The following is a 14827-nucleotide window of genomic DNA, read 5'->3' as shown; positions in this document are numbered from 1 at the left end:
CGCCGGCCGGGTAGGAAACAGCCGAAACGATCTTGTCGGAGGTACGTGGTGCCCGGTTCCCGCCTGCTCATCGGCCCGCTGCTGCGCCGGGTCGTCGACACGCGGGCGACCGTCTGGGTGGAGACCAGCTCGCCCGCCGTCGTCACCGTCCGCACCGCCGACGGCGCCACCGGCAGCGCGCCCACCTTCTCCGCGTACGACCACCACTACGCGATCGTGGTGGTGACCGGGCTCACGCCGGACAGCACCACGACCTACGACGTGCTGATCGACGACGAGGTGGCGTGGCCGCTGCCGGAGTCGTCGTTCCCGCCCAGCGTGATCCGGACCCGCGCGCTCGACGACGCCGACCAGCCGGTGCGCCTGCTGTTCGGCTCCTGCCGGGAGACCACCCAGCACTCCACCGCCCGCCGGCTGCCGCCGGACGCGCTGGACGCGTACGCCCGGCGGGTGATGGCCACGCCCGACCAGGCCGTGCTGCCCGACCTGCTGGTGCTGCTCGGCGACCAGGTGTACGCGGACGAGACCTCGCCGACCGTGCGGCGGCTGCTCAAGCGGCGCCGGAAGCGGCCGAAGGACGCCCCGGCGACGCAGGTGGTCAGCTTCGACGAGTACACGAAGCTCTATCTGGAGTCGTGGCGCGACCCGGAGATCCGCTGGCTGTTCTCCACCGTGCCGAGCGTGATGATCTTCGACGACCACGAGGTGATCGACGACTGGAACACCTCGCAGTCGTGGCGCGCGGACATGCGCGAGCAGCCGTGGTGGGCCGAGCGGATCCGCAGCGGCCTCGCCTCCTACTGGATCTACCAGCACCTGGGCAACCTCAGCCCGGACGAGATCGCCGCCGACCCGGTGTACGCGAAGGTGATCGCCGCCGAGGACGCCACGGGCGTGCTGCACGAGTTCGGCGAGCGGGTCGACAAGGAAGCCGACCTGGCGCACGACACCGAGCGTTGGCGGGCCGTGCAGTACCAGTGGAGCTACGCGCTGGATCTGGGCCGCACCCGTCTGGTGATGCTGGACAACCGGTCCAGCCGGGTGCTGCTGCCCGGCAGCCGGGCGATGCTGCCGCCGGGCGAGTGGTCGTGGTTCCTCGACCAGGCGCACGGCGAGTACGACCATCTGGTGGTGGGCAGCTCGCTGCCGTGGCTGCTGCCGCCGGGCATCCACCACGTCGAGGCGTGGAACGAGCGCCTGGCCGACTCCAGCCGTCCGTGGGTGGCCCGGATCTCCGAGCAGATCCGCCGGGCCCTGGACCTGGAGCACTGGGCGGCGTTCCGGCGCTCGTTCGAGGCGCTGGGCGAGCTGTTCGCGCGGCTGGGCAGCGGCACCGCGCCGCGCACCGGGGCGCGGGTGGGCGCCGGGCCGGCGTACGCGCGACCGGCGTCGATCAGCGTCCTCTCCGGCGACGTGCACCACTCGTACGTGGCGCGGGCCCGGTTCGCCGACCGCGACGTCCGTACGCCGGTGCACCAGCTCACCTGTTCGCCGATCCACAATCAGGTGCCCGCCGGCATGCGACCGCTGATGACGCTGGGCTGGAATCCGGGGCCGGCCGGGGCGACCCGGGCGCTGGCGCGTTCGGCCGGGGTACGCCGCCCGTCGGTGCGCTGGCGGAAGCTGGCCGGGCCCTACTTCGGCAACGCGGTGGCCACGCTCACCCATCAGGGGCGTAAGGCGGCCGTGGTGGTCGAGGGCACGACCAGCGACGGCGAGCTGCGACCGGTGGCGCACCAGCAACTCAGCGACGGGGCTTGAGTAACCTTCTGGGCGTGGACGAGACGCTGCGCGCCGTGGAGCACGAGTTGACCGCGTTGCTGCGCCGCGGCCGGGCGCTGTCCTGGGAGATCGCCCGCGAGGTCCACCCGAACCTGGAACCGAACGCGTACGGCCTGCTGCTCTGGCTGCGCCGCTACGGCTCGATCCGGCTCACCGACCTGGCCGCGAAGCTGGGCATCGGCAAGGGCACGCTCAGCCGCCAGATCGGCGGTCTGGAGGCGCTGGGCCTGGTCCGCCGCGACCCGGACCCGACGGACCGGCGGGCGGCCCAGCTCAGCCTCACCGAGGAGGGCACCCGGCGGTTCGACGCGGCCCGCGCGGCCCGACTCGGACAAATCCGACGATCGCTGGAGAGCTGGCCGAAAGAGGACGTGGCGGACCTGGCCCGGCTGATGCACAGGTTCAACGAGTCGTTCTGAGCCCACGGCGGGGAACAATCCCGGCCCGGCCGAGGTTCTTCCTCAAGATAACGGCTCTTATGGTTGCCCGAGGCAACCTTCTCCCCCGCTCCGGAGGCACCCCACGATGACTCAGGCGACTGCGCCCGCGCGGACGACCGCCGTCGACATGTCCCACCGGCAGATCCTGGAGGCGCTCTCCGGCCTGCTGCTGGGCATGTTCGTCGCGATCCTCTCCTCCACCGTCGTCTCCAACGCGCTGCCGCGGATCATCACCGACCTGCGCGGCGGCCAGTCCGCGTACACCTGGGTGGTCACCTCGACGCTGCTGGCGACGACCGCGACCACACCCATCTGGGGCAAGCTCTCCGACCTGTTCAGCAAGAAACTGCTGGTGCAGCTCTCGCTGGTGATCTTCGTGCTGGGCTCGGTGCTGGCCGGGCAGGCGCAGACCACGGGCGAGCTGATCGCCTGCCGGGTCGTGCAGGGCGTCGGCGCGGGCGGCCTCACCGCCCTGGCCCAGGTGATCATGGCGACGATGATCGCCCCACGTGAGCGTGGCCGCTACAGCGGCTACCTCGGCGCGGTGATGGCCGTCGGCACCATCGGCGGGCCGCTCATCGGCGGCGTGATCGTGGACACCTCCTGGCTCGGCTGGCGCTGGTGCTTCTACGTCGGCGTGCCGTTCGCCGTGCTCGCCCTCATCGTGCTCCAGCGGACGCTGCGCCTGCCGGTGGTCAAGCGCGAGGTGAAGATCGACTGGTGGGGCGCCACGCTCATCACCGCCGCCGTCTCACTGCTGCTGGTGTGGATCACCCTGGCCGGCGACAGGTACGACTGGATCTCGTGGCAGAGCGGTGTGCTGGTGGCCGGCGCGGCGCTGCTCGGCGCGCTCGCCGCCCGGGTCGAGACGCGGGCCGCCGACCCGATGATCCCGCCGCGGCTGTTCCGCAACCGCACCATCACGCTCGCCGTGATCGCCAGCATCGCGGTCGGCGTCGGCATGTTCGGCGCCTCGGTCTTCCTCGGGCAGTACTTCCAGATCAGCCGCGGCGCCAGCCCGACCATGTCCGGCCTGATGACGCTCCCGATGATCGGCGGCCTGCTGGTCTCCTCCACGGTGGTCGGCCGGATCATCACCGCCACCGGCCGCTGGAAGAGCTGGCTCGTCATCGGCTCGGTGCTGCTCACCGCCGGCTTCGCGCTGATGGGCACCATGCGCGCGGACACCCCGTACTGGCACCTCGCCGTCTTCATGGCCCTGATCGGCCTCGGCGTCGGCATGAGCATGCAGAACCTGGTGCTGGCGGTGCAGAACACGGTCCACCCGGACGACCTGGGCGCGGCCAGCTCGGTGGTGGCGTTCTTCCGCAGCCTCGGCGGCGCGATCGGCGTGAGCGCGCTCGGCGCGGTGCTCGGGCACCGGGTCACCGGCTACATGGCCGACGGCCTGAGCCGCCTCGGCGTACCGGCCTCCGGGTCGGGTGGCGGCGGGCTGCCGGACGTGCACACGCTGCCCGGTCCGATCCGGACGGTGGTCGAGGCCGCGTACGGGCACGCCGCCGGTGACATCTTCCTGGCCGCCGCCCCGTTCGGGCTGCTCGCCCTGATCGCCGTGGTCCTCATCCGGGAGGTGCCGCTGCGCCGCTCGAACGCCGAGCCGGTCCCCGCCGTACGGGAGACGGCCGAGGCGCTCCACGCCGGAGGGCGGGACTGACCATGGGCGCCGCGGAACGCGAACGGTACGGTCCGCAGACCCGGCCGCTTCCCTACGAGCGCGGTACCGACGGGCCACGGGTGGTGCTCGTCGGCGTGGACGGCAGCCGCACCTCGATGCGGGCCGCCGCGTACGCCGCCGGACTGGCCCGGCGGCAGGGCGCCACGCTCGTGGCGGTGTTCGTCAGCTCGCCGACCTCGTACAGCGCGATGCTCTCCGGCGTGGTGGCCGGGGCGGTCCAGCAGACCCACGACGAGCTGGCCGACGAGCTGCGCGCCGAGTGCCGGCGCGGGGCCGAGGAGCTGGACCTGCCGGTGACGTTCCTGTGCCGGCGCGGCGACGCCTACACCGAGCTGTGCCGGGCCGCCGACGAGCACCGGGCCGACATGGTGGTGGTCGGCTCCTCCGAGCAGGCCGGGCACAGGCTGGTCGGCTCGGTCGCCACCCGGCTGGTCCGCACCGGCCGCTGGCCGGTCGTCGTGGTGCCGTGACCCGGCGGTTAACGCGTCGCGGCGTGCCCGGCGCTCACCTAGCATCCCTCGGATGACCTGGACCGCACCCGAGATCGACCGCCGCCACGAGCCCTACGTCGCCGACGAGCGCACAATGCTGCAAGGCTGGCTCGACCTCCACCGTGACACCCTGCAACACAAGTGCGCCGGGCTGACCGCCGAGCAACTGCGCACACCGAGCGTGGAGCCCTCCGGGCTGACGCTGCTCGGCCTGGTCCGGCACCTGGCCGACGTCGAACGGTGGTGGTTCCGCCACCGCGCCGCCGGCCTGGACCTGCCGGACCTCTACGACTACAGCACCGACCCGGACGCCGACCTCAACGACGTCGCCGACGCGGACCCGGCCGAGGCGTTCGCCACGCTGCGGGCCGAGATCGAGGCGGCCGACCGGGCCGTTGCCGACCTGCCGCTGGACCACACGTTCCGGCACCGCCTGCCCGACGGCAGCACCGGCGAGATCAGCCTCCGCTGGGTGTACGTGCACGTGATCGAGGAGTACGCCCGGCACAACGGCCACGCGGACCTGATCCGGGAACGCGTCGACGGCGTGACCGGAAGCTGACCCGGCTCAGTACGCCAGCGCCGCCCGCAGGTACCGCAGGTCGGCCGGGCCGCTCCAGCGGTGCGCGGACAGGCCCGCCACCCGGGCACCGGCCACCGCGCGGTCCTCGTCGTCGACGAACAGCACCCGCCCCGGCGGCGTCCCCAGTGCCTCGCAGGCGGCCTGGAAGTACTCCTTCGCCGGCTTGTGCACCCCGATGACCGAGGAGTTGACGATCACGTCCAGCTCCTCGGTCAGGCCCAGCGCGGCCAGGTCGGCGTCGAGCAGGTCGGTGGCGTTGGTGCCCAGCCCCACCCGGATGCCCGCCGCCCGCACCTCGCGGACGAACGCCAGCACCTCCGGGTCGACCTCGCCGCGGTAGCTCTGCCACTCCGCAACGGCCGCACGCGCCCGATCCACGCCGACCGCGGGGGTCAGCGCGTCGGCGACGCTCATCATCCACTGGGCGTGGCTGACCTGGCCGGTCAGCACCGGCTGGAGCATTCCCCAGGACATCGCGATCTCACCGAGGACACCCTCGGTCAGCCCGTACTCCCGCTCGACACCCGCGGCCACCGCCGGATCCCAGCGGCGCAGCACGCCGTCGAAGTCCACCAGGAGCGCCGTGGCGCGTTCCCGACTCACTCGCTCGTCACCTGTTCCTCGTCGTCGGCCCGGTTGAGCCGCTGGCTGATCACCTGGGTCACACCGGCGCGCATGGTCACCCCGTAGAGCGCGTCGGCGATCTCCATGGTCCGCTTCTGGTGCGTGATCACGATGAGCTGGCTCTTCTCCCGCAACTGCGCCAGCAGCGTGATCAGGCGGCCCAGGTTCACGTCGTCGAGCGCCGCCTCCACCTCGTCCATGATGTAGAACGGGCTGGGCCGGGCGCGGAAGATCGCCACGAGCATCGCCACGGCGGTCAGCGACCGCTCCCCGCCGGAGAGCAGCGAGAGCCGCTTGATCTTCTTGCCCGGCGGGCGGGCCTCGACCTCGACACCGGTGGTGAGCAGGTCCTCCGGGTCGGTGAGCACCAACCGGCCCTCGCCGCCGGGGAACAGCACGGTGAAGACCTGCTCGAACTCCCGGGCGGTGTCTTCGAACGCGCTGGCGAAGACCTCCAGGATGCGGTCGTCCACGTCCTTGACCACGGTGAGCAGGTCGCGCCGGGTGGCCTTGAGATCCTCCAGCTGCTCGGAGAGGAACTTGAAGCGCTCCTCCAGCGCCGCGAACTCCTCCAGCGCGAGCGGGTTCACCTTGCCCAGCAGGGCCAGTTCCCGCTCCGCCTTGGCCGCCCGCTTCTCCTGCACCGGCCGCTCGTAGCGGACCGGCTCGGGCACCGGCCGGCCGTCCTTCTCGGCGAGCGCCACGTCCGCGTCGGTGGGCGGGACCAGCCGGTCCGGGCCGTACTCGGCGACGAGCGTGGCCACGTCCAGCCCGAAGTCCTCGGCGGCCTTCGCCTCCAGCTGCTCGATGCGCATCCGCTGCTCGGCGCGGGCCACCTCGTCGCGGTGCACCTGGCTGGTGAGCCGTTCCAGCTCGGCGGCGAGGCGCTTGGCCGCACCGCGTACCTCGGACAGCTCGGCCTCGCGGGCGGCGCGCTCGCGGGCGACGGCGTCGCGGTGCTCCTCGGCCCGGGCGATCGAGACGGTGAGCCGGGTGAGCGCCTCGCGGGCGCCGCCGACCACGGCCCGGGCGATCTGGGCGCCGCGCGTGCGGGCCGCGCGCCGGGCCGCGGCGCGCTCCCGCGCCGCCCGTTCGGCGGTGGCCTGCCGGGCCAGCGAGTCGGCCCGCCCGGCGATCGAGGCCACCCGCTCCTCGGCGGTACGCACCGCGAGCCGGACCTCCATCTCGTTCTGCCGTGCCTGCGGCACCATGGCGGCGAGCTGGTCCCGCTCCTCGGTGGACGGCTCGGCGTCGATCGGGGTGGCCTCGGCCAGCCGGAGCCGTTCCTCCAACTCGGCGAGCGCGGCCAGATCCCGTTCCCGGGCCGCCTCGGCGCGGGCCCGGGACTCGCCGAGACGGTCGGTCTCCGCCTTCGCCGAGCGGGCGGCGGCGCCCAGTTCGGCGAGGCGGCGCGCTGCGGCGTTGCGGTGGCTCTCCGCCTCCCGCTTGGCGGCGGCGGCGTGCTGCACCGCCTCCTTGGCGGCGGTCACCTCGGCGCGCGCCTCGGCCAGCTGTTCGCGCAGCTCGGCGGCGGTGCGTTCGGCGGTGGCCCGGTTGGCGCGCGCCTCCTCGACGGCGGCCTGCACCTCGATGAAGCTCGGCGCCTTGGCCGACCCGCCCGCCGCCGCGTACGCACCGACCACGTCGCCGTCGGGGGTGACCGCGCGCAGCTCCGGGTTCGCGGCGACGAGCGCGGACGCGGCGGCCAGGTCGTCGACGAGCGCCACGTCGCGCAGCGCCCGGTGCACGGCCGGGCGGATCGCGGCCGAGCACTCCACCAGGTCCGGGGCCCAGCGGGCGCCCTCGGGCAGCTTCGGGCGCAGCGCGTCGGCGGAGCCGTCCATGCCCGGCCCGGCGGGGCTGCCGACGAGCAACCCGGCCCGGCCGGCGTCGGAGATCTTCAGCAGCCGCATCGCCTCGACTGCCTCGTCCACGCCGCTGACCGCGACCGCGTCGGCCAGGCCGCCCAGCGCGGCGGCCAGCGCCGCCTCGTCACCGGGGGCGACGGTGAGCAGCCCGGCGAGGCTGCCGAGCAGCCCCGGCACCTGGTCGGCGCGGGCGAGCAGCTCACCGGCACCGTCCTTGCGGCGCAGGCCCATGGCGAGCGCCTCCTCGCGGGCCTTCCAGGTGGCGGCGTCCTTCTCGGCGGCGCGCTCACCGTCGGCCAGGCTGCGCACCGCCGCCTGGGCCCGCTCGTGCACGGCCACCGCCTCGTCGTGCCGGGCGTCCAGGTCGGCGTTGTCCCGGTCCGCCTCGGTCGACTGTTCGGCGACCGCGTCCAGGTCGGCCTGCGCCTTCTCGGCCCGGCCCATCGCGTCGGTGTGCGCGGCGGCCAGCCGTTCGATCTCCTCGCCGGCGCTCGTGGTCCGCGCCCGGGCGGAGTTGACCTGGCCGGTCAGGCGGGCCAGCCCCTCCCGCCGGTCGGCGATGGCCTTGGCGGCGGCGACCAGTTCCCGCTCGGCGGCGGCGAGCTGCCGTTCCAGCTCCTGGCGGTGCTCGACCGCCTCGGCCAGCCGGATCTGGTCCTCGGTGAGCGCGGCGCGCAGCTCCTCCTCCTGCTCGCGTACGCGCCGCGACTCCGCCTCCAGCTGCTCCGGGTCGCGGCCGGGGCGCTCGTCGTCGCCGGCGGCGCTGAGGTGACGCAGCCGCTCCCGGGCCAACTGCTCGATCGAGCGGAACCGCTCCTGGAGCGCGGAGAGGCGGTACCAGGTGTCCTGCGCCGCCGCGAGCAGCGGCGCGTCCTCGGCCAGCGCCGCCTCCAGCTCGCCGAGGCGGCCCTGCACCTCGCCGTGCTCGGCCTCGATCAGCTCGCGCCGCTCGCGCAGCGCGGTCTCGTCGGCGATCTCCTTGTCCAGTGTGGTCCGCAGCGTGTGCAGGTCGTCGGCGAGCAGCCGCAGCCGGGCGTCGCGCAGGTTGGCCTGGATCCCGGCGGCGCGGCGGGCCACCTCGGCCTGCCGGCCCAGCGGCTTGAGCTGGCGGCGCAGCTCGGCGGTGAGGTCGGTCAGGCGGTTGAGGTTGGTCTGCATCGCGTCGAGCTTCCGCAGCGCCTTCTCCTTGCGCTTGCGGTGCTTGAGGACGCCCGCCGCCTCCTCGATGAACGCCCGCCGGTCCTCCGGCTTGGCGTGCAGCATCCCGTCGAGCCGGCCCTGCCCGACGATGATGTGCATCTCGCGGCCGATGCCCGAGTCGGACAGCAGCTCCTGGATGTCCAGCAGACGGCAGGAGTCGCCGTTGATCTCGTACTCGCTCTCGCCGGAGCGGAACATCCGGCGGGTGATGGAGACCTCGGTGTACTCGATCGGCAGCGCGCCGTCGGTGTTGTCGATGGTGAGCGTGACCTCGGCCCGGCCCAGCGGCGCCCGCCCGGCGGTGCCGGCGAAGATGACGTCCTCCATCTTGCCGCCGCGCAGCGCCTTGGCGCCCTGCTCGCCGAGCACCCAGGCGATGGCGTCGACGACGTTGGACTTGCCGGAGCCGTTCGGGCCCACCACGCAGGTGATCCCGGGCTCCAGCTTCAACGTCGTGGCGGAGGCGAAGGATTTGAAGCCCTTCACCGTCAGGCTCTTGAGATGCACCTTCTCGATCCTCGTCCGGTGGCCGCCGTACCGTCGCCGGCTGCGCGGACCTGGTGAACCCGCAGACTAACCCGGGAGAGGGACGCCACCGCCACGCGACCCACCCGCCGTCGGCGGTGTCCGCTTTCCGCCCGGCGTCGGGGAACGGAACCGAAATGCATGATCACAATTACTGGGCGCAATTCCGTACGGCTCCGCAAGATCGGGAATTGCGGCGGCGGCGACGAAAAGGGTACGAACATGGCTGCGCGCCGGCACTTTGCGTGTCGGCGCGCTTTTCGGTGTGGTGCGTTTCAGTTTTCCGGTGACTGAAGATCAGGTCAGCGCGGGCTCGGCCAGACGGAGGAGGTCATCGGCCTCCGCCGCTGCCGCCGCAAGCCGATCGTTGTCGGCGCGCAGACGCGTGATCTCGAACTCCAGTGCCTGAACCCTGGAACGCAGACGGGTGACCTCGTCGAGCAGACGCCGGTCGGGCGCTGCACTTACGTGGCCGTAGAGGGCCTTCGCCATGCTGAACTCCTTGATGTGCGCTGCCGGAAAGGCCGGCCAACGCGCGCCCATGATGTTCGCGGCTGCCATTCCCACTGCACGGGACATGGCTGGGCGCGACTGGCGACACCTACATATTGAGCCGAAAACCCCTCCGGCGTCAAGTTGACCAAGGCCGTAGATCATCTCCACGTCGGCCGGTCCACTCGTCAGGGGGTCGCCAGAAGGCGCGGACACGCTCTGTCCGGACGCCTTTACTGTACGCCCGGAACGCGCGAACGCCCTACCCTCCGCACCGGCTTCGCCTTAACTCTTTCTTAGCCACGTTGCCGCAGCTCCGAACGCGCCCGTAGCGTCACCCCGGCCCGCAACCGACCCGTGGAGGGGACAGGCGTGTACCGCTGGAACGACCCGATCGAACCGGAGGGCGCCCCTCGACGCCCCGAGCAGCCGACCGACGAGGGTCCGGCGTGGCTCAGCGACCGGCCCGAGCCGCGGTCGTCGTACCTGTTCGGCGACGGTGCACAGCAGCCGCCCGCCGGTCACGGACGCGCCGGCTACGCCGCCGAGGACCACCGCCCCGAGAGCACGCCCCCGGCCTATGGGCCGGCCGGCTCCTACCCGCCGCCCCGCGACCGCTGGAACGGTGAGGAGCAGCCCACCGCCGCGTGGCAGGGCGAGCAGCCCACGTGGCAGGGCCGGGAACAGCCGGCGGCGTGGCAGGGCCAGGAACAGCCCACCGCCTGGCCCGGTCACGAGCAGCCGGCCGGCGGCTGGGAGCAGCCCACCGCGACCTGGCAGCCGGCCACCGACACCCCGGCCGACGAGCGGCGGCGCCCGAAGCGGCGCCTGTCCCGGCCGCTCGTGATCGGCGGGGCCGCCGCCGCGGCGACGCTCGTGGTGAGTCTCGGGGTGGGCGCCGTCCTGCTGCCCGGCGGCGACCAGGGCACGAAGCGCACCTCCGCCGACGCGCCGGTGGCCGCCGCGCCGCAGGCGCCCGAGGGCGCCGAGGAGGCACCCGCCGACGCGCTCGCTCCGGAGTCGGCCAGTCCGTCCGCCGTACCGACCACCGCCGCGCCGAGCCCGACGAAGAGGGCCACGCCGAAGTCGAGCCGCAGCACCGCGCCGTCGCGGCAGCAGGAGCGCAGCAGCGCCCCGGGCGGCGGCTCGTCGAGCGGCGGCACCGGGAGCACCGGCACCAAGGCCGCCGCCACGACCGGGCTCAGCGCCGAACTCCAGCAGGTCGTCACGATCGTGAACCAGGAGCGGGCCAAGGCCGGCTGCAAGGCGCTGACCGTCAACGCCAAGCTGAACCTGGCCGCCCAGCGGCACAGCCAGGACCAGGCCGACCACAAGAAGATGGACCACACGGGCAGCGACGGCAGTCAGCCCTGGGACCGGGTCAAGGCTGCCGGCTACTCGTACAGCATGGTGGGCGAGAACGTGGCCTGGAACTACCAGACCCCGGCCGCCGTCATGGAAGGCTGGATGAACTCCGAGGGCCACCGGAAGAACATCCTCAACTGCTCGTACACCCAGATCGGGGTGGGCGTGGCGCGCAGCAACGGGCCGTACTGGACGCAGGTCTTCGCCACCCCGCGCTGACCACGCGTCGTGACCGGCCCGGCGCTCGTTGACCCATCGGGGGCGGCGCCGGGCCGCCCGCGTCCGGGGAGCTGTCGATGCGGATCCGGCCGGTGTGGGCCGTGCCGCGCTCCCGGCCGGCCCGCGTCCGCCGACGTGGTCCGCGCCGGGGCGCAGCGCTCGCGCTGACCGCCCTGCTGCTGGTCCCGGTGCCGGCCTGCCGCCGGCCGATCACCCCGCCCGGTGCGCCCACGCCCTGGCCGGCCGCGCAGGCCGGCCGCTGGCGTTGGCAGTGGCAGCTCACCACCCCGCTGGACGTCACAGTCGACGCCGACGTCTTCCTCCTCGACCCGGTGGCGGCCACCTCGGCCGAGACCGCCGCGCTGCGCGAGCGGGGCCGCCGGCTGGTCTGCCACGTCCGGGTCGGCACGTACGCCGCCGACGAGCCGGACGCCGCCCGCTTCCCCGCCGCCGTGCGCGGCGCCGCGGTGCCGGGACGACCGGGGAGGCGGTTCCTGGACGTACGGCGCTGGGACGCGCTCGCGCCGGTGCTGGCCGACCGGTTCCGGCTGTGCCGCGGCAAGGGGTTCGGCGCGGTGGCCCTGGCCGACGCGGACGGCTACCGGCACCGCCCCGGCTTCCCGCTGGACTTCGACGACCAACTGCTGTTCAACCGCCGGCTGGCCGGGCTGGCCCGCGGGCTGAGCCTCTCCCCCGGCCTGGTGGACGACGTGGCTCAGGTGGCCGCGCTGGCCCCCGACTTCGACTTCGCGGTCAACCAGGAGTGCGTACGCCGCCGCCAGTGCGCGAAGCTGCTGCCGTTCGTCGACGCCGGCAAGCCGGTCTTCCACGTCGAGTACACCGGCGAGCCGGCGGACTTCTGCGTCACCTCGGTCGGCTACGGCTTCGCCTCGATCCGCAAGGATCGGACGCTGGACGCCTGGCGGGAGCCGTGCGCGCTGCCGTGACGCCTCGGCGCCCCCGCCCGTCGGGAGCGGGGGCGCCGAGGTTCGGGTCAGTGGGTGGTCGCGCCGGTGCCCGGGGTGGTGGTCTCACCGCCGCTCCCGGGCATGTCGCGGAGACCGGATGTCCCCCGGGGGCGGCCCGGGCACCTGGTCAGCCGGCGCCGACCAGCTCCGGTGCCGGGGCGGGCGGCGGCCCGACCGCCGGGGCGGCGGTACGGCGGCGCATGAAGCGCGGCGCCCACCAGTTCGCGTCGCCCAGCAGCGTCATCACCGAGGGCAGCACGACCGCGCGGATGATCGTGGCGTCCAGCAGGATCGCCGCCGCCAGGCCGATGCCGAGCTGCTTGAAGTCGATCGTGCTGAGCGTGGCGAAGATGGAGAACACCGCCACCATCACCACCGCCGCGCTGGTCACCACACCGGCCGACGAGATGATGCCGTGCGCCACCGCCTCCCGGTTGGGCATGCCCCGGTCGACCGCCTCGCGGATCCGGCTGACCACGAAGACGTGGTAGTCCATGGACAGTCCGAACAGCACCACGAACAGGAACAGCGGCAGCCAGGTGACGATCGCGTCCATCGAGGTGAAGCCGAGCAGCCCTTCCGCCCAGGTGCTCTGGAAGACCAGCACCAGCAGCCCGTACGCGGCGCCGGCCGAGAGCAGGTTCAGCACGATCGAGGTCAGCGCCACCACCACCGACCGGAACGTCCACGCCATCACCAGGAACGTCAGCGCCAGCACGAACGCCGCGACGATCGGCAGCTTCGCCCAGATGTGTGCCGCGTAGTCCTCACTGGCGGCCACGCCGCCGCCGACCGCGTACTCCACGCCCGGGATGCCGCCGAGCGTCGCGGGGAGCAGGTCCTCGCGCAGCTCGTGCAGCGACCGGGACGCCTCGTCGGAGCGGCTGGCGTGCGGCGTGGCCACCTCCAGCACGGACACCCGCCGGTCCGCGGACACCTCGATCTCCGGGCCGTCCCCCTCGGCCGGCGCGAAGAGCGGGTCGGCGGCGGTGCGGCCGGCCAGGTCGGTGAGCGCGGCCCGCACCCGGTCGGCCTGCTCGGCCGGCGCCCGCACGGCCACCGTGTGGCTGGTGCCGTTGCTCGGGAAGGCGGCGGTGAGCCGGTCGTACGCCTGCATGGCGGCGGTGGTGCGCGGCACGTCCTCCGGGCCGGGGAACTTCAGCTTCATGCCGAGCGCGGGCGCGGCGAGCGCGAGCAGCAGCGCGACCGAGATCAGCAGCGTGGCCACCGGCGCGCGCAGCGCCGGCTTGAGCACCGCCGGCCAGAAGCGGGGCCGGGTCGGCTGCCCGTCGCGCGGGGCGGTGAGGCGCCACAGCAGCGGCACCCGCGGCCGGTCCACCCAGCGGCCGAGCTTCGCCAGCAGCGCCGGCAGCACGGTCAGCGAGCCGATCACCGCGACCGCCACCACCAGGATCGAGCCGACCGCCAGCGAGGAGAAGATCGCGTCCTGGGCGAGCAGCAGACCGCCCATCGAGATGATCACGGCGGTGCCGGAGACCACCACGGCGTGCCCGGAGGTCTCCGCCGCGATCTCCACCGCGTCCAGGCCGGACCGGCCCCTTGCCCGCTCCTCCCGCTCCCGCCGCACGTAGAACAGCGAGTAGTCCACGCCGACCGCCAGGCCGATCAGCAGGATGACGCTGGCGGTGGTGTCGGTGGCCGGCACCAGGTGTGAGGCGAGTGTGGACAGACCCATCGCGGCGGCCACCGAGGAGAGCGCCAGCAGCACCGGCACCCCGGCGGCGATCAGTGCGCCGAACGCGATGATCAGGATGGCCAGCGTCACCGGCAGGCTGAGCAGCTCGGCGCGCTTGAAGTCCTTGCCGAGCGTGTCGTCGAGCGCCTTGTCGATGGACGGGCCGCCGACCTGCTCCACCCGCAGTTGCGGGTGCGCGTCCTGCACCTTCGCTGTGGTGTCCCGCAGCGGCTGCACCCGGTCGCCGGCGGTGCCCGGGTCGCCGGACATGGTGATCGGCACCAGCAGCGCGCTGCCGTCGCGCGACGGCATCGGCGTACCGATCGACGCCACGCCGTCGACCTGCCGCAGCCGGTCCGCCGCGTCCTGGGCCGCGGCCTTCGCCGCGGCCTGGTCGAGCGAACCCGAGCGGGCGGTGATCAGCACGTTCTCGGTAGCCGGCCGGTCGAACCCGCCACTGTCGACGATCAGCTGTGCCCGTCCGAACTCGCCGATCGCCTGATCCTCGTCGGTGGCCTCGTTCAGCCCGGCGGCGCTGCCGCCCACGAAACACACCGCCACGAAGACCACCCACAACGCGATCGCGCGCCACGGATGCTCCGCACTCCACCGTGCCAGCCGCACGGTCACCGGTCGCCTGCCCATGTTCCGGGTTCCACCCTCCTGATGCCGGCCCTGCGCCGACGCAGGATGACGCTAGGCAGGCGGTAGGGCCGCGACATCGGGGAACGGCCCCCGCTCGTCCCCGATCCGGCGGGCGCGGTCCGCGCGGCCCGGAACGGCCGTACGGACCGGGCGGAAAAGGGCATCTCCGGGTACGCTCCGGCGCGTCTCCGGGGACCGTCCGGCGATGCACACCGGCGCAACCCCGAATCGGC

At 73.6% G+C, this 14827-nt stretch carries 11 protein-coding genes; 7 read left to right on the top strand and 4 right to left on the bottom strand.

What is annotated here, in order from left to right:
- Positions 1-48: 48 nt before the first annotated feature.
- The 5 genes from ACFYO8_RS18175 (at position 49) to ACFYO8_RS18155 (ending at position 4971) form a co-directional block, all read left to right on the top strand.
- Entirely contained in the window at positions 49-1761 is a 1713-nt protein-coding gene (locus tag ACFYO8_RS18175; RefSeq protein WP_357707666.1) for an alkaline phosphatase D family protein, read from the top strand.
- Positions 1758-2201: a MarR family transcriptional regulator gene (locus ACFYO8_RS18170; protein ID WP_354865808.1), complete on the top strand. Its 444-nt coding sequence runs from the start codon at positions 1758-1760 to the stop codon at positions 2199-2201. Before ACFYO8_RS18175 ends, ACFYO8_RS18170 begins: the two co-directional genes overlap by 4 nt.
- 106 nt (positions 2202-2307) lie before the next feature.
- The gene (locus ACFYO8_RS18165) at positions 2308-3897 is read left to right on the top strand and encodes an MDR family MFS transporter (RefSeq protein WP_354865810.1); all 1590 of its coding nucleotides are present in this window, start codon (positions 2308-2310) and stop codon (positions 3895-3897) included.
- 2 nt (positions 3898-3899) lie between these two features.
- Positions 3900-4388, top strand: coding sequence for a universal stress protein (locus ACFYO8_RS18160; RefSeq protein WP_387257350.1), 489 nt, complete (start codon positions 3900-3902; stop codon positions 4386-4388).
- Between the two features lie 52 nt (positions 4389-4440).
- The gene (locus ACFYO8_RS18155; protein ID WP_252449419.1) at positions 4441-4971 is read left to right on the top strand and encodes a DinB family protein; all 531 of its coding nucleotides are present in this window, start codon (positions 4441-4443) and stop codon (positions 4969-4971) included.
- Between the two features lie 6 nt (positions 4972-4977).
- Here ACFYO8_RS18155 and ACFYO8_RS18150 read toward each other — a convergent pair whose 3' ends face one another.
- From ACFYO8_RS18150 to ACFYO8_RS18140, 3 genes are all read right to left on the bottom strand, one after another.
- The gene (locus tag ACFYO8_RS18150) at positions 4978-5595 is read right to left on the bottom strand and encodes an HAD family hydrolase (protein WP_120571189.1); all 618 of its coding nucleotides are present in this window, start codon (positions 5593-5595) and stop codon (positions 4978-4980) included.
- Positions 5592-9191, bottom strand: a complete 3600-nt coding sequence (smc, locus tag ACFYO8_RS18145; RefSeq protein WP_252449420.1) for a chromosome segregation protein SMC — start codon at positions 9189-9191, stop codon at positions 5592-5594. The genes ACFYO8_RS18150 and smc overlap by 4 nt, the downstream gene beginning before the upstream one ends.
- Before the next feature lie 315 nt (positions 9192-9506).
- Positions 9507-9701, bottom strand: a complete 195-nt coding sequence (locus ACFYO8_RS18140) for a hypothetical protein (RefSeq protein WP_354866020.1) — start codon at positions 9699-9701, stop codon at positions 9507-9509.
- Between the two features lie 372 nt (positions 9702-10073).
- On the opposite strand from ACFYO8_RS18140, the gene ACFYO8_RS18135 reads away from it, so the two are divergent.
- Together ACFYO8_RS18135 and ACFYO8_RS18130 are read left to right on the top strand one after the other, a co-directional pair.
- Complete coding sequence (locus ACFYO8_RS18135) at positions 10074-11285, top strand: CAP domain-containing protein (RefSeq protein WP_355015014.1); 1212 nt, start codon at positions 10074-10076, stop codon at positions 11283-11285.
- Positions 11286-11362: 77 nt separating this feature from the next.
- Positions 11363-12232: an endo alpha-1,4 polygalactosaminidase gene (locus tag ACFYO8_RS18130; protein WP_354865822.1), complete on the top strand. Its 870-nt coding sequence runs from the start codon at positions 11363-11365 to the stop codon at positions 12230-12232.
- A gap of 148 nt (positions 12233-12380) precedes the next feature.
- On the opposite strand, the gene ACFYO8_RS18125 is transcribed toward ACFYO8_RS18130, so the two are convergent.
- Positions 12381-14594, bottom strand: coding sequence for an MMPL family transporter (locus ACFYO8_RS18125; protein WP_355015013.1), 2214 nt, complete (start codon positions 14592-14594; stop codon positions 12381-12383).
- Positions 14595-14827 lie beyond the last annotated feature (233 nt).

Origin of the sequence: Micromonospora sp. NPDC005257 (assembly GCF_042872445.1) — a bacterium.
Taxonomy (GTDB): domain Bacteria; phylum Actinomycetota; class Actinomycetes; order Mycobacteriales; family Micromonosporaceae; genus Micromonospora.
The sequence above is the reverse complement of the archived record's forward strand: the minus strand, read 5'-3'. Positions and strand labels throughout refer to the sequence as shown.

Bases quoted from the DNA above. Each gene is read 5' to 3' on its own strand.
- ACFYO8_RS18160 (WP_387257350.1), top strand. From the start codon at position 3,900: ATGGGCGCCGCGGAACGCGAACGGTACGGTCCGCAGACCCGGCCGCTT.
- ACFYO8_RS18130 (WP_354865822.1), top strand. From the start codon at position 11,363: ATGCGGATCCGGCCGGTGTGGGCCGTGCCGCGCTCCCGGCCGGCCCGC.
- ACFYO8_RS18165 (WP_354865810.1), top strand. From the start codon at position 2,308: ATGACTCAGGCGACTGCGCCCGCGCGGACGACCGCCGTCGACATGTCC.
- ACFYO8_RS18140 (WP_354866020.1), bottom strand. From the start codon at position 9,701: ATGGCGAAGGCCCTCTACGGCCACGTAAGTGCAGCGCCCGACCGGCGT.
- ACFYO8_RS18125 (WP_355015013.1), bottom strand. From the start codon at position 14,594: ATGGGCAGGCGACCGGTGACCGTGCGGCTGGCACGGTGGAGTGCGGAG.
- ACFYO8_RS18155 (WP_252449419.1), top strand. From the start codon at position 4,441: ATGACCTGGACCGCACCCGAGATCGACCGCCGCCACGAGCCCTACGTC.